Source organism: Leucobacter sp. (genome assembly GCF_053528595.1).
Window position 1 is genome coordinate 1 of record NZ_JAIVPF010000036.1, and the last position, 17640, is coordinate 17640.

Below are 17640 nucleotides of genomic sequence, written 5' to 3' on the forward strand. Positions count from 1 at the left end.
ACTACGGGCTGTTCTGCCTGCTGTTCCTGCTGCTCGGCGCGCCCCTCGCCTTCACGGCCGTGTACACGCTCCTCTTCGTCTGCAACGCCGTGATCCTCGCGCTCGTGCTCGTGAAGTGGTACCGCTTCACGGGCACCCTCACGTCCTGAGCCCGTCCGGTCGCGGCCGCGCGGGAGCTGATGCGCGGCAGCGGACGCGGCGGCGCGACGGCCGCCGTTCGCCGGCTGTTCAGCTCCGGTACCCCCGTCGTTCGCGCGGGCTTGGTTGGCTGGTCGGGTCCGTATCCCGACTCTGAGGGAGTCTCCGTGCTCGTTTCCCGTGCAATCACACTCGGCCTGGCGACGATCGTCGCGGCCGGAGCCGTGCTCGTCGCACCGCAGACGGCGGTCGGCCTCGCCGCCGATACCGACCGGCTCGCGGTGTCCGTCGTCGGAGACGGCGCCTCCAGCGGCAACGCCGCCGTGCCGGTCGCGATCCAGCTGATCGACGGGCAGGGGGAGCTCGGCGACTCCGTGCCCCTGCCCACCTCGGCGAGCGGAGCCCAGCAGCCGTTCGCGCTGGGTGCCGACCGCGATCAGCAGGGCGCGCTGCAGCAGTCGGCCGACCATCGCCTGGTGACGCTCGGCGGCTACGCCGCGGCTCCGGGAACGGGCGCGCTGAACGACTCCGCCGCGCCCGCCACCCTCCGCGTCGTAGCGGCCGTCGACGCCGAGGGCGGGGTCGACACCAGCACGACGCTCGCGGGCGGATACTCGCTCCGCCATATCCGGGGCGCCGCGACGATCGACGGCTCGCGGTACTGGGCGGGCGGGCACGGCGGCGACTCCACCGCGCCGGCGGGCAGCCTGCTCACCGTCGCCGCGGGCGGCACCGCCCCGACCGCCGTGGTCTCCGGCAGCGCCAACCTCAACAACGGGCGCGTCGTCGACCTCCACGACGGGCAGCTGTACATGACGAGCGACCGGAGCGGCCTCTCCGGCCTGAACCGGGTCGGGACCGGCGCACCGACCGAGCCGGGCGCCTCGCTCGCGCTGGTCGCGGCGGCGCCCTCCGGCGCCTCGGTGGCGCACGACTTCGCGTTCGCGGGCGACGCGCTCTACGTGGGCTTCACGGAGGGCGGCTCGCGGGGGATCGCGAAGTACCGCCAGTCTGGCTCGGCCTGGGAGTGGTCGGCCACCTACGCCGGCGACTTCTGGGGCCTCGAGGGCCGGCAGGCCGGCGACGACAACGTGCTGTACGCCGTTCGCGGCGCGAGCCAGGGGAACGAACTCGTGCGCATCGTCGACTCGGGCGACGAGACCGCCTTCACCGGGTCGCTCGACGTGCTGGCCACGGCGTCCCCCGGCACCGCGTTCCGCGGCGTCGCCTTCGCTCCCGGCTTCGAGCCGGGTGCCGACCCCGTCGGCCCGATCCTCGCGAAGCCGACGGTGAGCTGGGACACCCGCGTGGCGGGCGGCGGCGGCAACGCGCTCGCCGCCGTGCTGGGCCAGGCGACGAACCCGGTCGCCACCGGCACGATCGCGGACCCCGCCGGCCAGGCCTTCGACGTCTCGGTCACGAGCAGCGACGGCGCCGTGGTCGATCCCGCCGGCGTCTCGCTCGACATCGAGGATGACGGCTCGTTCCGGCTCAGCGCGGAGCCCGCGGGCCCCGGAGCGGCCGTGATCGGCCTGCGCGTCGTCGCCGAGGACGGGCGCAGCGCGCTCTCGCAGCTGTCGTACCGCGTCGCGCCCGCCCTGGCCGACGCGGCCGCGACCGCGCACTTCGGCATGTCCGACGCGTCGGCCGCGATCGACGCGGGCGACGGCTACTTCTTCGCGGCGGACGACGACTCGAACGCGATCCGGCTGTTCTCCGAGGCCGGGGGCGAGGCCGTCGCGTCGTTCGACTTCAGCGACCGGATCGAATTCGAGCGCCCGGGCGAGGCCCACGACTTCGAGGCGGTCGCACGGTCCGGATCCCGGGTCTTCTGGATCGGCTCGACGGGCAACACCCGCAGCGGCAACGTGCGGCTGGACCGCGACATCGTGCTGCAGACCGAGGTGCGCGGGAGCGGGGCCGACGCCACGCTGTCGTTCGTCGGCGCGCGCAACGTGCTGCGCGACGCGCTGGTGACGTGGGATCACGAGGATCTCCACGGCCTCGGCGCCGACCGCTTCGGCTTCCTCGCGGCGACGCAGCCCGGCGTCTCGGCCGAGGGCCCGCACTCGCTGAACATCGAGGGCGCCGCGATGGCGCCCGACGGCACGACGCTCTGGCTCGGCTTCCGCTCCCCGGAGGTCGGCGACGACGCCGAGGCGCTCATCGTGCCCGTGGCCGACATCGCCGGGGTGATCGCGGGCGCCGAGCCGGTCGTCGGCGCGCCCATCCTGCTCGACCTCGGCGGCCGCGCCATCCGAGACCTGGCGCGCGCCGAGTCGGGCGAGTACCTGATCATCGGCGGCAGCGCCGACGACACGGGTCGCTTCGCGCTCTTCGGCTGGTCCGGGGATCCCGAGGACCGTGCGGTGCCGGCGCGCGACGAGCTGGGGCTGGAGGGCTGGCCCGGATCGTACGAGGGCATCGCCGGCGTCGAGAGCCTCGCGGAGGGCACCCCGGTGCGGCTGCTCCTGGACTCGGGCACGGTCGACGTCTACGGCGACGGCACCGAGGCGCAGGACCTCTCGCCGGTGGAGTTCAAGATGTTCCCCTCGCAGACCGCGACCCTGTCGTTCGGGGCGGTGTTCACGCCGAAGCGCATCACGGTCCCCGCCGAGGGGCTCCGCGTCGGCGCGCCGGCGAGCATCGAGCTGAGCGGCTTCGCCGAGGGCGAGACGATCGAGCTCGTGCTGCACTCCGACCCCGTCGAGCTGGGGGAGACGGTCGCCGGCGCCGACGGGACCGCGACGGCGACGGTCGCCGTTCCGAGCGCGGTGGAGCCCGGTGCGCACATGCTCACGGCCACCGCTCCGTCGGGGGCCGTGTCCGTCGCGGTCGAGGTGCTGCCCGCCGCGGTCGACGGCGGGGCGGACGGCGGGTCCGCCGGGGGCGCGGACGGGTCCGCCGACGGCGCTGCGCAGGGTGCGGCCGACGGTGCTGCGGGTGCGGGCGGCTCCGGCGCCGCCGCCTCCGCCTCCGCCTCGGGAGCCGGGACCGGGGCGCTGGAGCGCACCGGATCGGATCTCCCCCTCGCGGGCGCTGCGCTCGCCGCCGCGGCGCTGGTCGGCTTGGGGTTCCTCCTGATGCGCCGGAGGGCGCTCGCGGCCGCGGATCCCGCCGCCGAGGCGGAGTAGCCGCTCCGAGCCGGGCGGAGCGCCGTCGTAGCGGGGCCCGGTCGATTCGCGTCGACCGGACCCCGCTGCGACGGGTGGGAGCGGATCAGCGATCCAGCGGGCAGACGCGCTCCCAGTCGGGCCAGGTGTCGCGCACCGTCTCCGCCGTGACGCCGAACGCCGCGAGTCCGCGCGCCACGCCGACGAAGCCGACGTTGAGCGGAGATTCCGGGTTCGTGCTGCGCTCGTAGTGGTACATGCGCTTGTGCGCCAGACCGCTGCGCAGCGGGCCGGCGAGCGCCGCCGCCCAATCGAGCAGCTGCTCGCGCGTGAGCGGCGGGATCGCGACCTCGCCGCGCTCGACGGCGGTCCAGCACGCGCAGCCGGGTGCGCAGGCGAGGCGCACGGGCGGCAGGCGGGGCTGCGGATCCCGTCCGTCCGGCAGGCGGGGCGCGCCGAATCGCGTCCCGTCGTCGCCGATCAGCGTGATCGTGGCCGCGTGCGCGCTGAAGCCGGTGCCGCGAGCGCCGGGGTGGTGGATATCGTTCCGGGTACCGTGCATGGACACGGGTCACCTCCGTGCAGAGACTGACTTGCCGATCCGGGCGGATCGGCCGGCTCTTCCCCTGGGGCACCCCGCTCAGCGGAGGAGGGTTGCCGTGCAGCCAGCCAGGTACTTGACGCTGCAGCTCGAGAGCACGACCAAGCTATCACGATGGCGGGCGGCACGGGGGCGCGCCCGTCGCCGACGGCCGATGCGGGGACCCCCGTTTCGGACGGCCGGTCCGGGGAACCGCTACCCCGCCTCCGGCACCGAGATGTCGGCGACGGTCGCGCCGTACGCGCGGATCAGCGCGTCGGCGTCCACGAACAGGCTGTACCCCTGCACGCCGGCGCCCATCGCCACGCGCCGCCCGACGATCGTCTCGTCGGCGAAGACGGGCCAATCGGTCGAGCTGCCGATCGGGGTGATCGTGCCGCGCTCGTAGCCGGTGGCCGCGAGCGCGAGCTCGGACTCGGGCAGGCGGAGCTTGTTGACGCCCACCACCGCCCGCAGCTTCGGCCACGAGATCGACCGTCCGCCGGGAACGAGCGCGAAGAGGTAGGTGTCGTCGGAGCGCTTCACGACGAGCGTCTTCACGATGCTCGACGGCGGGATCCCGAGGAGCTCCGCCGCATCGGCCAGCGACCGCGCCTCCGGGCGCTCGCGGATCTCGATGTCGAGGCCGCGCGCAGCGGCCGCCTCCCGGACCCGGGTGTGCGATGCGGACATGCGTTCCTCCCGTCGATCGGCGCCGGCTCGCCTTCATCCTGCCAGACGGCGCCTCCGCCGGCGCCTCCCCGATGCTCGGAGCGAACGCGGTCGCTGCGAGTCGGCACCGCGGAGTATCCTCCGAATCATGAGCATGGGCGGCGGAATGAGCGGGCGCGGATCGCGCGTGTCGTCCGGCGACGCCGAGCGGCAGCGCGAGATCAACAGCGAGGCGCCGATCGTCGCCGATCTGGGTCGCCGCATCGCCGCCCTCTTCCGCCCGTACCGGGGGCCGCTGACGGTCATCATCGCGCTGGTGCTGATCTCGGCGGCACTCGGGATCCTCCCGCCGCTGCTCACCCAGCGCGTCTTCGACGACGGACTCTTCCCGCTCGCGGGCGGGCCGAACCTCGCGGTGCTCGCCTGGCTCGTCGGCGGCATGATCGCGGTGTTCGTCGTGTCCTCGGCGCTCGGCATCGTGCAGACCCTGTTCACGGCGCGCGTGGGCAACCGCGTGATGGGCGACCTGCGGGTGCGGCTCTTCGCGCACCTGCAGTCGATGGAGCTCGGCTTCTTCACCCGCACCAAGACGGGGGTGATCCAGTCCCGGCTGCAGAACGACGTGGGCGGGGTCGCCAACGTGCTCACCAACACCGTCTCCAACATCATCGGCAACACGGTCACCGTGATCGCGGCGGGCGTGGCGATGGTGCTGCTCAGCTGGCAGCTCACGCTCATCGCGCTCGTGCTCATGCCCGTGCTGGTGCTCGCCCAGCGCCGGGTGGGGCAGATCCGCGCCCGCATCGCGGGCCGCACCCAGGAGTCGCTCTCCGAGATGACGGCGATCACGCAGGAGGCGCTCTCGGTCTCGGGCGTGCTGCTGGCCAAGACCTATTCCCGGCAGCGCGACGAGACCGAGCGCTACGCGGCGGAGAACCGCACCCAGATCGACCTGCAGGTGCGGCAGACCATGAGCGGCCAGGTGTTCTTCGCGCTCGTGCAGGTGTTCCTGTCGGCGGTGCCCGCGATCGTGTACCTCGTGTCGGGGTGGATCATGGCGAGCGCCCAGGGGGAGGGCTTCGACCCCGGCATCACGGCCGGCACCATCGTGGCGTTCACCACGGTGCAGTCGCGGCTCCTCTTCCCGCTCATGGCGCTCATGCGCATCGCCCTCGACCTGCAGACCTCGCGCGCGCTCTTCGCCCGCATCTTCGAGTACCTCGATCTGAAACCGGCGATCGTCGACGCCCCGGACGCGCGGGAGCCCTCCGACGGGCCGGGCCGGGCCGGGCACGTGGAGTTCGTCGACGTGAGCTTCCGCTACCCCGACGCCGGCCCCGACGACCGGGCCACGGTCGACGGGGTCTCGTTCCACGTGAAACCGGGGGAGTTCGTCGCCTTCGTCGGCGCCTCGGGATCGGGCAAGACCACCATCGGCTCGCTGATCCCGCGCCTCTACGACGCGACGTCGGGATCGGTGCGCTACGCGGGCGACGACGTGCGCGAACTGCGCCAGGAGTCGCTCATGGACCGCATCGGCGTGGTGACCCAGGAGCCGTACCTGTTCCACGCCTCGATCGCGGCGAACCTGCGGTACGCGAAACCCGACGCAACGCAGGAGGAGCTCGAGACCGCGGCGCGGCTCGCGAACATCCACGACACGATCCGGAGCTTCGCCGACGGCTACGACACCGTCGTGGGGGAGCGCGGCTACCGGCTCTCCGGCGGCGAGAAGCAGCGCATCGCGATCGCGCGCGTGCTGCTCAAGAACCCCCGGGTGCTCGTGCTCGACGAGGCCACGAGCGCCCTCGACACCGTGAACGAGCGCGCCGTGCAGCGCGCCCTCGACGACGCGCGCAGCGGGCGCACCACGGTCGCGATCGCCCACCGGCTGTCGACGGTCGTGGACGCCGACCGCATCTACGTCGTGGGGGCGGGCCGCATCCTCGAGCAGGGCACGCACGCCGAGCTGCTCGCGCTCGGCGGCTCCTACGCCGAGCTCTACGCGCAGCAGAGCTGAGCACCCGCCCGCCGCGATCCGTCAGGCGCGGCGGCTCGGGCCCTTCGTGAGCAGGCCGAGCAGCGCCTCCATCGGCCCCTTCCCGATCAGCGCCGCCCACAGCGAGCAACCGACGAGCACGCCGATGGTCATGGGCCAGAACGGGTCGAGCGCTCGGAAGTCGGTCCAGGGATCGAGGGCCGGATCGCGCGCCGTCTCAACGGCGATCCACGCCGCCCAGACGAGGATGTGCGAGACGTATGCCGTGAGCGGCATGGATCCGGCGGCGCGCAGGGGCCAGAGGAGCCGGCGCAGCGGCGTGGCGCCGATCAGCACGCACCCGCCGATCACGGCGATCGCGAAGCCGCCCGTGCCGATCGCCTCGCCCACCCCCGAGGAGTGCGGGACGTCCTGCAGCACCGCGAGGAGCCAGGGGGCGGACCCGGCCGGCGCGTCGAGGTACCCGCTCCGCACCGCTCCGTCGCCGATCGGGCCGATGATCCCGTAGCCGAGGCCGGCGAGCGCCGCTCCGACGGCGAGCAGCGCCCAGGCGCGCCCGGGCGAGGCCAGCAGCAGGCGGCCGGCGCCGATCCCGGCGGCGATGAAGGCCGCCCAGAGGAGGAACGGGTAGTTCCATCCGAAGAGCCGCAGCGTCTCCCCGATCGCCTCCCCGTCGGGACTGCCCGCGACCGCCTGGTCGATCGCGGCGACCGCGAAGGGCATCGTCGCCGCGAGCAGCGCGGCGAGTGCGAACAGACCCGCGGTCGGCAGGCGCAGCAGGGGGATGCCGATCAGGAAGAGGATGCCGTAGGCGGGCAGGATCACGTACACCGGCACGTCGAGGTCGTCGAGGGTGATGCCGAGCAGCCAGATGAGCACGGCACGGAGCACGAGCTGCGTGCGCAGCCCCCACCAGCGCGCGGGCCCGGCGCGGCCGCCGCGCTCCCGTGCGTCCGCCGCGGCCGAGACGACCGCCAGGGATACGCCGGCGAGGGTGGCGAACAGGATCGAGGAGCGGCCCGAGACGATGCCGGACCAGGTCTCCGGCCGACCCCACTCCAGCGGGACGATCACCGCGAGGTGCGCCGCGAACATCCCGACGATCGCGAGCCCGCGGGCCAGGTCGATGCCCGGCAGCCGGCGCGGCGGCTCGAGCGAGGCGAGGTTCGCAGCCACGCGGTCGCGCAGCGCGGTGCGGGGGAGAGGCCCGGCGGATGCGTCGTCGGTCACGGTGCCGCCCCTCTCTCGCAGTCATCACGACCATCGCGCACCCGACTGTGAGACAGCCGGGATCCGCCGCAGGATCGTCCGCGAGCCCGCACGCGCCGCGATCGAAGATCATTCGACGAGCGGCGACGGCGCATCCTCGGGGCCGCGGTTTCTGCGGGGTCCAGGGTGTGGGATCGCACAGGCTTCGGGTGGGATAATGGGCGGGTGCGCCTCATCACCCAGTCCAGCAAGCTCGCTGGCGTCCGCTACGACGTGCGCGGTCCGATCCTGCAGGAGGCCGAGCGCCTCGAGCGGGCCGGGCACGAGATCCTGCGCCTCAACATCGGCAACCCGGCGGTCTTCGGCTTCGAGGCGCCGCCCGAGATCCTCGACGCGATGCACGCCGCGCTGCCGCGCGCGCAGGGGTACAGCGACTCGCGCGGCGTCGCTGCGGCCCGCGAGGCGGTGGCCGAGCACTACACGCGACTCGGCATCCCGTCCGTCGGGCCCGACGACGTGCTGATCGGCAACGGCGTGAGCGAGCTCATCTCGCTCGTGCTGCAGGCGCTCATCAGCCCGGGCGACGAGATCCTGATCCCGTCGCCCGACTATCCGCTGTGGACCGCCCAGGTGACCCTCGCCGGGGGGCATGCCGTGCACTACCCCTGCGACGAGCAGAACGGCTGGATGCCGGATCTCGAGGCCATCGAGCAGCTCGTGACCGAGCGCTCCAAGGGCATCGTGCTGATCAACCCGAACAACCCGACCGGCGCCGTGTACTCGGCCGAGCTGGTGCGCGGCTTCGCCGCGCTCGCCGAGCGGCACGGCCTCGTGCTGATGGCCGACGAGATCTACGACCACATCCTCTACGACGGTGCGACGCACGAGCACGCCGCCCTGCACGCGCGCGAGACCCTGTGCCTCACCTTCAGCGGGCTGTCGAAGATCCAGCGGGTGGCCGGCTACCGCGCCGGCTGGGTCGTCGCATCGGGGGATCGCGAGGTCGCGGGCGATTTCCTCGAGGGGCTGACGCTGCTGGCCAACATGCGCATGTGCGCGAACGTGCCGGCGCAGTACGCGATCCCGGTGGCGCTCTCGAGCGAGTCGGACTGGTCGGGCATCGCCGAGCTGTGCGCGCCGGGCGGCCGCTTCCGCGATCAGCGCGACGTCGCGCACCGCCTGCTCGCCGAGATCCCGGGCGTCACCTGCGAGCTGCCGGGCGGAGCGATGTACCTGTTCCCGCGGCTCGATCCCGATCGCTACGACATCCACGACGACCAGCACTTCGTGATCGAGCTCATGCGCTCGACGCACGTGATGATCACGAACGGGCGCGGCTTCAACCTCCCGACCCCCGATCACGTGCGCTTCGTCACCCTGCCGAGCGCCGAGGTGCTGACCGAGGCGATCGGCCGTGTCGCCGAGTACCTGGACCGGGTCAGGATCGACTGATGGCGGTCAGGATCCTCGCGGTGGGGAAGAAGCACGAGAGCTGGGTCGCCGACGGCATCGGGCGCTACGAGAAGCGGCTGCGCAAGCCGTTCGACGCGAGCTGGCTGCTGCTGCCGCACTCGTCGCGCGAGGGCGATGCGGCCCGGGCCGAGGAGTCGGAGCGCATCCTGGCGAAGCTGGATCGCGGGGCCTTCGTCGTGCTGCTCGACGAGCGCGGTCGCAACGTCGACTCCCCCGCGCTGGCGCGCACGCTGCAGGGGGCCTTCGACTCCGGTCGTGCGGTGACGGCGGTGATCGGGGGCGCGTACGGGGTCGAGGACCGCGTGCGCGAGCGCGCCGACTTCGTGTGGAGCCTGTCGCAGCTCGTCTTCCCCCACCAGCTCGTGCGGCTGATTCTCGCGGAGCAGCTGTACCGGGCGCAGGAGATCGCCGCGGGGCGCTCGTACCACCACGTCTAGGGAGCGACCGCGGACCCCGTCCGCCGAGCTCCCGATCCCGGGTCCGGGGATTCCGGGGGGGGGCTTCGGCCCGCGCCGTCGACCGGCCTCGGCGGAACCGTCAGTGTCGGTGGTCCCTCTTAGGGTGTCGGCATGAACCCGTTCCGGCTCACCACCCGCCTGCACCCGGCGCCCCGCCCGGTGCGCCGGGAGTCGGCCTCCGCCCCCGCGGAGGCCGTCGCGGTGCCGTGGCGCGTCGTGCGGCGCTCCGAGTCGGGGGTCATCGAGGTGGAGCACTGCGGCGCCTCGCCGCTGTACTCCGTGCGATTCGCGCTCGCCGGGAGCGGCATGCTGGGGCTGTCCCTCCCGCGCACCGTGCTGCCCGGCGAGCGCATTCGCGTCGTGGTGCGCGGCACCGCGGCGGAGCACACCGCGGGATCGTTCGCGGGATCGGCCGGCACGATGCTGGTGATGCGCTGGTTCCAGCCCGACGGAACGGAGCTGCTGTGGCCGATCGCCCTCTAGCAGCGGGAACATCCCGGCCCCCGGGAGCGTTGATATCAGTGCGGGTCGGGGTTCGGATCCGGCCCGCATCGGATCCGCGAGGGCCCCCGGAAGGGCGGTTCCGCGACGACACTCCGCGACACGCCGGGAAGGGGCTGTGAGGCAAAAAACTTTCGGGCCGAACACCTTGTGGATAACCCCCTGAGAGGGGCGGAACTCCGCCGAAAGTTCTCCCCAATCCATCCTCCCGGGCGGTGGAAACCGGGTGGAAAACTACATGGATGTAACTACATCATGTTGTGGTTGGCGATGGTGTGGTTCACTATATGTAGTGCCTCGAGCGGGGCACATGAGTTTTTCGAGGAGGGGCGTGTAATGGCCATCACGGTATACACCAAGCCGTCGTGCGTGCAGTGCAACATGACTTATCGCGAGCTCGACAAGCAGGGGATCGAGTACGACGTGCTCGACGTCTCCGCGGATGAGACCGCACTCGAGACGGTCAAGGAGCTGGGCTACCTGCAGGCCCCTGTGGTGGTGACCGACGACGAGCACTGGTCGGGCTTCCGTCCCGACAAGATCTCGGAGCTCGCAAGCCGCCTCGCGTAAGCGCGGCAGCACGCACGCTCGTGAATCGCCCACGGCGGCCGGAGGTACGGATCCGGCACGCCGAGGGCTTTTCAGCAGTTCGGGATCGCAGTGGGGGTGACACGTGTGACGGACCTGGTGTACTTCTCCAGCGTCTCGGGCAACACGCACCGCTTCGTGGAGAAGCTCGGCCGCCCGGCGCTGCGGATCCCGCTCCGCTCACGCGACGAGCCGCTCGTGGTCACCGAACCCTACGTGCTGCTCGTCCCCACCTACGGCGGCGGCCCCGAGACGCGGGCCGTGCCCAAGCAGGTCATCCGGTTCCTCAACGACGAGCGCAACCGCCGGCACCTGCGCGGGGTGATGGCCGCGGGCAACACGAACTTCGGTGAGGCCTACGGCATCGCAGGGGACATCATCGCACGCAAGTGCCAGGTGCCCTTCCTCTATCGATTCGAACTCTTTGGTACCCCGGACGACGTCACCGCCGTCCAAGAAGGATTGGAACAGTTTTGGAAACAGCAGTGATGGAGCCGGGACTCGAGTCGTCGAAGATCAGCGACATGGATTACCACGCGCTGAACGCGATGCTCAACCTGTACGACGCCGACGGGCGCATCCAGTTCGAGAAGGACCGCGAGGCGGCTCGGCAGTACTTCCTGCAGCACGTGAACCAGAACATGGTGTTCTTCCACAACTTCGAAGAGCGCATGCGGTACCTGATCGACAACGACTACTACGAGAAGGACCTCCTCGAGCAGTACCCGTTCGAGTTCATCGAGAGCCTCACCAACGAGGCCTACGCGATGAAGTTCCGCTTCCCCACCTTCCTCGGGGCGTTCAAGTTCTTCACCTCGTACGCGCTCAAGACCTTCGACGGCAAGCGCTACCTCGAGCGGTTCGAGGACCGCGTCGTCATGGTGGCGCTCGGCCTCGCCGAGGGCGACCAGGAGCTGGCCCGCGGCCTCGTGCGCGAGATCGTCTCGGGCCGCTTCCAGCCGGCCACCCCCACCTTCCTCAACCTCGGCAAGGCGCAGCGCGGCGAGCTCGTCTCCTGCTTCCTGCTGCGCATCGAGGACAACATGGAGTCGATCTCGCGCGGCATCAACTCCTCGCTGCAGCTCTCCAAGCGCGGCGGCGGTGTGGCGCTGCTCCTCTCGAACATCCGCGAGTCGGGCGCGCCGATCAAGAAGATCGAGAACCAGTCGTCGGGCATCATCCCCGTCATGAAGCTCCTCGAGGACAGCTTCAGCTACGCCAACCAGCTCGGCGCGCGGCAGGGCGCCGGTGCCGTGTACCTGAGCGCGCACCACCCCGACATCATGAAGTTCCTCGACACCAAGCGCGAGAACGCGGACGAGAAGATCCGCATCAAGACGCTCTCGCTGGGCGTCGTCATCCCCGACATCACCTTCGAGCTCGCGAAGAAGAACGAGGACATGTACCTGTTCTCGCCGTACGACGTCGAGCGCATCTACGGCGTGCCGTTCGGGGATCTCTCGATCACCGAGAAGTACCAGGAGATGGTCGATGACGCGCGCATCAAGAAGACCAAGATCAGCGCGCGCCACTTCTTCCAGACCATCGCCGAGCTGCAGTTCGAGTCGGGCTACCCCTACATCGTGTTCGAGGACACGGTGAACCGGGCGAACCCCATCAAGGGCCGCATCAACATGTCGAACCTCTGCTCCGAGATCCTCCAGGTCAACACGCCGACCACCTACAACGAGGACCTGAGCTACGACCAGATCGGCAAGGACATCTCCTGCAATCTCGGTTCGATGAACATCGCGGCCGCGATGGACGGCGGCGATCTCGGCGGCACCGTCGAGCTCGCGATCCGCGCCCTCACCTCGGTGAGCGACCAGAGCCACATCAGCTCGGTGCGCTCGATCGAGGACGGCAACGACCAGTCGCATGCCATCGGCCTGGGGCAGATGAACCTCCACGGCTACCTCGCCCGCGAGCACGTGCACTACGGCTCCGAAGAGGGCATCGACTTCACGAACATCTACTTCTACACGGTGCTCTTCCACGCCATCCGCGCCTCCAACCGACTCGCGATCGAGCGCGGCAGCGTCTTCGGCGGATTCGAGGACTCGAAGTACGCGTCGGGCGAGTTCTTCGACAAGTACACCGAGCAGGCGTGGCAGCCGGAGACCGAGCGCGTGCGCGAGCTGTTCGAGCGGGCGGGCGTCGCGGTCCCCACCCAGGACGACTGGCGCGAGCTCAAGGCGAGCGTCATGCAGCACGGCATCTACAACCAGAATCTGCAGGCCGTGCCGCCGACCGGATCCATCTCGTACATCAACAACTCGACGAGCTCGATCCACCCGATCGCGTCGAAGATCGAGATCCGCAAGGAGGGCAAGCTCGGGCGCGTCTACTACCCGGCGCCGTTCATGACGAACGAGAACCTGGAGTACTACCAGGACGCCTACGAGATCGGTCCCGACAAGATCATCGACACCTACGCCGCGGCGACGCAGCACGTCGACCAGGGCCTGTCGCTCACGCTGTTCTTCAAGGACACCGCGACCACCCGCGATATCAACCGGGCGCAGATCTACGCGTGGCGCAAGGGGATCAAGACGATCTACTACATCCGCCTGCGCCAGCTCGCGCTCGAGGGCACGGACATGTCGGAGTGCGTCAGCTGCATGCTGTGAGCGCGGTTCGTTGAGCGAGCGCAGCGAGTTGAAACGCGCTCCGTGATCCCGACTCGCTGCGCTCGCATCGTCCATCATCCTGCGTGAGCCGTTCCCGTCATCCTGCGGGAGCGGAGCGAGTCGCAGGATCCGCACGCCGGTCATCCTGTGCGAAGTCGCAGGATCCACCATCATGAATGTAGACACTGCGACTCCCTCCGGTCGCGCAGCACGACGAGAACAATGAGGAACCGATGAACTTCAAGCTGGGACACGCGGTGCAGGCGATCAACTGGAACCGCATCCAGGACGACAAGGACCTCGAGGTCTGGAACCGCCTGGTCAACAACTTCTGGCTGCCCGAGAAGGTGCCGCTGTCGAACGACGTGCAGTCGTGGGCCACCCTCACGCAGGAGGAGCAGCTCCTCACCATGCGCGTGTTCACCGGTCTCACCCTGCTCGACACCATCCAGGGCACGGTGGGCGCCGTCTCGCTGATCCCCGACGCGATCACCCCGCACGAGGAGGCCGTCTACACGAACATCGCCTTCATGGAGTCGGTGCACGCGAAGAGCTACTCCTCGATCTTCTCGACCCTGTGCTCCACCCAGGAGATCGACGACGCCTTCCGCTGGTCGATGGAGAACCCGAATCTGCAGAAGAAGGCGCAGATCATCGTCGACTACTACGAGGGCGACGACCCGCTGAAGCGCAAGGTCGCCTCGACGCTGCTCGAGTCGTTCCTGTTCTACTCGGGCTTCTACCTGCCCATGTACTGGTCGAGCCACGCCAAGCTCACCAACACGGCCGACCTCATCCGCCTCATCATCCGCGATGAGGCGGTGCACGGCTACTACATCGGCTACAAGTTCCAGAAGGGCCTCGAGAACGAGACCGAGGAGCGCCGCCAGGAGCTCAAGGACTACACCTTCTCGCTGCTCTACGAGCTCTACGAGAACGAGGTCAAGTACACCGCCGACCTCTACGACCCGGTGGGCCTCACCGAGGACGTCAAGAAGTTCCTGCACTACAACGCCAACAAGGCGCTCATGAACCTCGGCTACGAGCCGATGTTCCCCAAGGAGATGACCGACGTCAACCCGGCGATCCTCTCGGCGCTCTCCCCGAACGCCGACGAGAACCACGACTTCTTCTCGGGATCGGGATCCTCCTACGTCATCGGCAAGGCCGTCGCCACCGAGGACGAGGACTGGGACTTCTGAGTCGTTGATGTAGCCCCAGGCCCGTGAGGGCTGATGAGAGGCCCGGAACTGCAGGATTCTGCAGTTCCGGGCCTCTTTTCATGCCACCTCCTGATGAACAGAGGAGGACGGAAATGCACATCAGTATCCAGTCGGAGTGGCACGGAGGTGGCACGGGCGCACCTGCCAGACCAGAGCGGGGTGGGTTCCCGGACGGAAAGCAGGTTCGAGAGGTCACCGAGGCCGTGCCACAACGTGCCAGCGAGGACGTTTCAGGCTCGCTCGGAACCGCAGAATCATGCGGATCTGGGCTGATCCAGGTGCCTAGTGGCACGAAGTGGCACGACCGTCCGCAACAGTCCGTTTGCGGCCACGGGAGGGCATGATGAGCGTCACGGAGCAGAAGAGGCCAACTACAAAGCGTGAGACCTGGGGAAGCCTGCGAAAGCTCCCTTCGGGGCGATGGCAGGCTCGCTATCCGGCGCCTGACGGGGAGATTTACACTGCGCGAACCGACGACGACAAACCGCTGACGTTCCTTACCAAGACGGATGCTCGCACCTGGCTCGCAGGCGCTCACACGAAGATTGCTCGCGGCGACTGGCAGCCTCCGTCCGCAGTGGCTGCACGTCGTCGCGCGGAAGCAGCTGCGGATCAGGCGCGCGCGGTCGGGTTCTCGGAGTACTCGGAGCGTTGGCTTGCAATGATCCGCACGGAGCCGAACCGCAGCGGTAAGAAGCGTGCCGTCGGCACCGTCCGCTCTTACCAGAGCAAAGTCACGGGCTATCTGGTGCCAGAGTTCGAGAACACTCCAATCCGTGACATCGACGAGGCCCGGATTCGCGTCATGACAGAACGCCTCGACAAGATCCCATCGCCGTTGAATCCGAGGTCGAAGTTCAACGGCGTCACGCGTCCGGTCTTGATCGTATTGATGATGATCTTGCGACAGGCGGCACGGGACGGCATCACTCCTGCGGCTCCGAACGTCTCGATTCCACGTCAAGAGCCGGTGCGACACGATGCCGACCACGATGCCAGCGAGGACGTGATCGCACCCGAACAGGTTGAAGCTTTGTATGCGGCGGCACCCCCTGAGTGGTCGATCATGGTGCTGCTGGCCGCGTGGTGCCAGTTGCGGCGAGGCGAGTGCCTCGGACTCCAACGCCGAGACGTTGAATGGTACCCAGACGGGAGCGCCACGCTGCACGTACGTCGACAGCTGAACGCGAACACCGGGGACTACACAGATCTGAAGAGCGACGCAGGCAAGCGATCGCTCAGCGTCCCAGATCTGATGGTTGATCGCCTGCGCGAGCACCTTCTGTCGCGCGTCGCGCCGGAGGCCAAAGCGCCCTTGGTGCCGGCAAGCCCTCGCGGAAGCATGCCCCTTTCCAACACTCGCTGGGGGTTCATCTGGGGTGACGTCCGTGACAACGTCGCTGGGCTGCCCCCAAGGTTTCGCTTCCACGATCTGCGCCACACCGGTCTGACGCTGTTCGCTCAAGAGGGTGCCACGTTGGCTGAGCTGATGCGTCGGGGCGGGCACTCGGATATGAGGATCGTGTTGCGATACCAGCACGCCACGATGACGAGAGATCGAGAACTCGCCTGTCGAATGAGTCGCCGTGTCGAGGCTGCCATCACCTCCGCACTGCCTGAGAACGGTAGTAGCGGTGCGGCCCGGGATTCGTGAAGGGCACCTATGGGATGAACCCATGTGACGACAGAGAAGGAGAGGTGTTGACATGGTTCGTCAATCTCGAACAAAAGTGCCCGTCGAGAACCTGGTCCCGTTGGCAGAGGCCGCGGTGAGATTCGGGGTGTCCGTGAAGACGCTACGCCGGCGGATCTCGGACGGCACGGTTACTGGGTACCGTGTGGGACGCCTGATCCGAGTCGACATGAAGGAGCTGGAAGAACGATTGCTGGTCGAGATTCCATCGACGCGATAGAAGTGAAAAGGGAGGAACGGTCCTGGCGGACGTTCCTCCCTTTCGTGTTGGCCGGGAGTCCAACCACGGGTGCCGGCCGGGATCATTGAGACTTCGAACCCTTTGCGGCCGCGACCGCGGCGGCGATCGTTTCCTCTTCGATCTGGGCGCGACGGGCGGCGTCGGCAGAGACGAACGTGATGAAGTCAGCGTCCCGATCCGGGATTACCTCATCCTCAATCGGTGCCTGCGCAACCTCACCAGGCCAGGTGGTCTGCCGAGTTGGCCGGTCGCGATCCAGGCGGGTGCCGCAGGTGGCCACCCATTCGCGGAGCCGTTCGCGGGCGAGCGCGAAATCGGTGTGCCACGCGATCGGCCCCGACCCGTCCTGTTCGGGGTCGTAGCTGCACAGCCAATGCGTGTGCAGCGCAGAGAGCTCCCAGACGAGTTCGGGATGCCGATGCCAGAACGGCGGCACTACCGACGCGGGCAGCCCATAGGTCTCGCGGAGCTGGTTCACCCACTGGTTCAGATCGAGCCATTCTTGTTCGGCTTCGTGCGAGCGCAGGAGATGCCAGTTGATCGGCTTCGGGGTGATCGGCAGAGAGACAGTGCTGAGCGGGTCAGTGCCGTCGTCCTCCTCCTCGAGTTCTTCGGGGTCGAAGCCTTCCTCGTCGGCGGGCGCGTCGATGTTCATGGCGGGGTCCCCTTCCCGGTTCACATGGCCCTGGCGAACACCGGCGACGTGCTCCGCTCAGTGCCTCGGGCAGCGGTGCTGGTGCGTTCGACGGTTCGGCTGGCGCGCTGGCTGCGATCCATCGTGAAGGTGGTGCGGGCGGCGTCGGGGCCGATCTTCGAGACGATGAACTGCTCGATCTCGGTCGGCACACCGTCTCGCTCGATGGTTCGGCGATTCACGCGCCCCTCGGCGACGAAGTTGTCGTGCTTCTGCAGCGTCGACAGTGCGCGCACGGCGCTCTCCCCGAACGCGACGAGGTCATGGAACGAGGGTTCGAGCTCCGTGAATGTGCCGTCCTCCTCACGCCGGTAGCGGGGCTTGCCCACGCGGGCGAACATGCGCGGCACCCCGCTCTTCGTGGACGAGGGATGCGGGGTGGTTGCGATGAACCCTGACAACGAGGTCTTGGTCGGGATCGACACGAT

General features: G+C 69.2%; 16 protein-coding genes and 1 riboswitch. Of the genes, 11 read left to right on the plus strand and 5 right to left on the minus strand.

Annotated elements, in window-relative coordinates:
* Positions 1-305 precede the first annotated feature (305 nt).
* Positions 306-3272: a hypothetical protein gene (locus ACWKZU_RS07055; RefSeq protein ID WP_449281693.1), complete on the plus strand. Its 2967-nt coding sequence runs from the start codon at positions 306-308 to the stop codon at positions 3270-3272.
* A gap of 85 nt (positions 3273-3357) precedes the next feature.
* Here ACWKZU_RS07055 and ACWKZU_RS07060 read toward each other — a convergent pair whose 3' ends face one another.
* A complete protein-coding gene (locus ACWKZU_RS07060; protein ID WP_449281694.1) occupies positions 3358-3819 on the minus strand; it encodes a hypothetical protein in 462 nt (153 codons plus the stop codon).
* A gap of 16 nt (positions 3820-3835) precedes the next feature.
* Positions 3836-3949, minus strand: a riboswitch (SAM riboswitch).
* Between the two features lie 98 nt (positions 3950-4047).
* A complete protein-coding gene (locus ACWKZU_RS07065) occupies positions 4048-4524 on the minus strand; it encodes an aminoacyl-tRNA deacylase (protein WP_449281695.1) in 477 nt (158 codons plus the stop codon).
* Between the two features lie 133 nt (positions 4525-4657).
* On the opposite strand from ACWKZU_RS07065, the gene ACWKZU_RS07070 reads away from it, so the two are divergent.
* Positions 4658-6523: an ABC transporter ATP-binding protein gene (locus ACWKZU_RS07070; RefSeq protein WP_449281738.1), complete on the plus strand. Its 1866-nt coding sequence runs from the start codon at positions 4658-4660 to the stop codon at positions 6521-6523.
* A 21-nt stretch (positions 6524-6544) separates the two neighbouring features.
* Here ACWKZU_RS07070 and ACWKZU_RS07075 read toward each other — a convergent pair whose 3' ends face one another.
* Positions 6545-7732, minus strand: a complete 1188-nt coding sequence (locus tag ACWKZU_RS07075; RefSeq protein WP_449281696.1) for a heparan-alpha-glucosaminide N-acetyltransferase domain-containing protein — start codon at positions 7730-7732, stop codon at positions 6545-6547.
* Positions 7733-7936: 204 nt separating this feature from the next.
* Here ACWKZU_RS07075 and ACWKZU_RS07080 point away from each other — a divergent pair, with 204 nt between their 5' ends.
* The 9 genes from ACWKZU_RS07080 to ACWKZU_RS07120 all read left to right on the plus strand — a co-directional run bounded on the left by ACWKZU_RS07080 (position 7937) and on the right by ACWKZU_RS07120 (position 16497).
* Entirely contained in the window at positions 7937-9163 is a 1227-nt protein-coding gene (locus tag ACWKZU_RS07080; RefSeq protein WP_449281697.1) for a pyridoxal phosphate-dependent aminotransferase, read from the plus strand.
* Positions 9163-9621 (plus strand): 23S rRNA (pseudouridine(1915)-N(3))-methyltransferase RlmH, encoded by a 459-nt coding sequence (locus tag ACWKZU_RS07085; RefSeq protein ID WP_449281698.1) that lies wholly within the window; start codon positions 9163-9165, stop codon positions 9619-9621. The genes ACWKZU_RS07080 and ACWKZU_RS07085 overlap by 1 nt, the downstream gene beginning before the upstream one ends.
* 132 nt (positions 9622-9753) lie before the next feature.
* A complete protein-coding gene (locus tag ACWKZU_RS07090) occupies positions 9754-10125 on the plus strand; it encodes a hypothetical protein (protein ID WP_449281699.1) in 372 nt (123 codons plus the stop codon).
* 354 nt (positions 10126-10479) lie between these two features.
* A complete protein-coding gene (nrdH, locus tag ACWKZU_RS07095; protein ID WP_053384662.1) occupies positions 10480-10713 on the plus strand; it encodes a glutaredoxin-like protein NrdH in 234 nt (77 codons plus the stop codon).
* Positions 10714-10818: 105 nt separating this feature from the next.
* Positions 10819-11220: a class Ib ribonucleoside-diphosphate reductase assembly flavoprotein NrdI gene (gene nrdI / locus ACWKZU_RS07100; protein ID WP_449281700.1), complete on the plus strand. Its 402-nt coding sequence runs from the start codon at positions 10819-10821 to the stop codon at positions 11218-11220.
* Positions 11220-13361 (plus strand): class 1b ribonucleoside-diphosphate reductase subunit alpha, encoded by a 2142-nt coding sequence (gene nrdE, locus ACWKZU_RS07105; RefSeq protein ID WP_449281739.1) that lies wholly within the window; start codon positions 11220-11222, stop codon positions 13359-13361. The genes nrdI and nrdE overlap by 1 nt, the downstream gene beginning before the upstream one ends.
* A gap of 233 nt (positions 13362-13594) precedes the next feature.
* The gene (gene nrdF / locus ACWKZU_RS07110; protein WP_449281701.1) at positions 13595-14563 is read left to right on the plus strand and encodes a class 1b ribonucleoside-diphosphate reductase subunit beta; all 969 of its coding nucleotides are present in this window, start codon (positions 13595-13597) and stop codon (positions 14561-14563) included.
* Positions 14564-15245: 682 nt separating this feature from the next.
* The gene (locus tag ACWKZU_RS07115; protein WP_017883934.1) at positions 15246-16238 is read left to right on the plus strand and encodes a tyrosine-type recombinase/integrase; all 993 of its coding nucleotides are present in this window, start codon (positions 15246-15248) and stop codon (positions 16236-16238) included.
* Between the two features lie 52 nt (positions 16239-16290).
* Entirely contained in the window at positions 16291-16497 is a 207-nt protein-coding gene (locus tag ACWKZU_RS07120; protein WP_051066173.1) for a helix-turn-helix domain-containing protein, read from the plus strand.
* A gap of 82 nt (positions 16498-16579) precedes the next feature.
* On the opposite strand, the gene ACWKZU_RS07125 is transcribed toward ACWKZU_RS07120, so the two are convergent.
* Both ACWKZU_RS07125 and ACWKZU_RS07130 read right to left on the minus strand, forming a co-directional pair.
* Positions 16580-17173: a hypothetical protein gene (locus ACWKZU_RS07125; RefSeq protein ID WP_024356177.1), complete on the minus strand. Its 594-nt coding sequence runs from the start codon at positions 17171-17173 to the stop codon at positions 16580-16582.
* A gap of 20 nt (positions 17174-17193) precedes the next feature.
* On the minus strand, positions 17194-17637 hold the full coding sequence (locus ACWKZU_RS07130) for a single-stranded DNA-binding protein (RefSeq protein WP_024356176.1): 444 nt from the start codon (positions 17635-17637) through the stop codon (positions 17194-17196).
* Between the last annotated feature and the right edge of the window lie 3 nt (positions 17638-17640).

What these genes read in the sequence shown, in the direction of transcription:
- ACWKZU_RS07090 (WP_449281699.1), top strand. Translation starts at nt 9,754, where the DNA reads ATGAACCCGTTCCGGCTCACCACCCGCCTGCACCCGGCGCCCCGCCCG.
- ACWKZU_RS07070 (WP_449281738.1), top strand. Translation starts at nt 4,658, where the DNA reads ATGGGCGGCGGAATGAGCGGGCGCGGATCGCGCGTGTCGTCCGGCGAC.
- nrdE (WP_449281739.1), top strand. Translation starts at nt 11,220, where the DNA reads ATGGAGCCGGGACTCGAGTCGTCGAAGATCAGCGACATGGATTACCAC.
- ACWKZU_RS07120 (WP_051066173.1), top strand. Translation starts at nt 16,291, where the DNA reads ATGGTTCGTCAATCTCGAACAAAAGTGCCCGTCGAGAACCTGGTCCCG.
- nrdH (WP_053384662.1), top strand. Translation starts at nt 10,480, where the DNA reads ATGGCCATCACGGTATACACCAAGCCGTCGTGCGTGCAGTGCAACATG.
- ACWKZU_RS07085 (WP_449281698.1), top strand. Translation starts at nt 9,163, where the DNA reads ATGGCGGTCAGGATCCTCGCGGTGGGGAAGAAGCACGAGAGCTGGGTC.
- ACWKZU_RS07125 (WP_024356177.1), bottom strand. Translation starts at nt 17,173, where the DNA reads ATGAACATCGACGCGCCCGCCGACGAGGAAGGCTTCGACCCCGAAGAA.
- nrdF (WP_449281701.1), top strand. Translation starts at nt 13,595, where the DNA reads ATGAACTTCAAGCTGGGACACGCGGTGCAGGCGATCAACTGGAACCGC.
- ACWKZU_RS07115 (WP_017883934.1), top strand. Translation starts at nt 15,246, where the DNA reads ATGATCCGCACGGAGCCGAACCGCAGCGGTAAGAAGCGTGCCGTCGGC.
- ACWKZU_RS07065 (WP_449281695.1), bottom strand. Translation starts at nt 4,524, where the DNA reads ATGTCCGCATCGCACACCCGGGTCCGGGAGGCGGCCGCTGCGCGCGGC.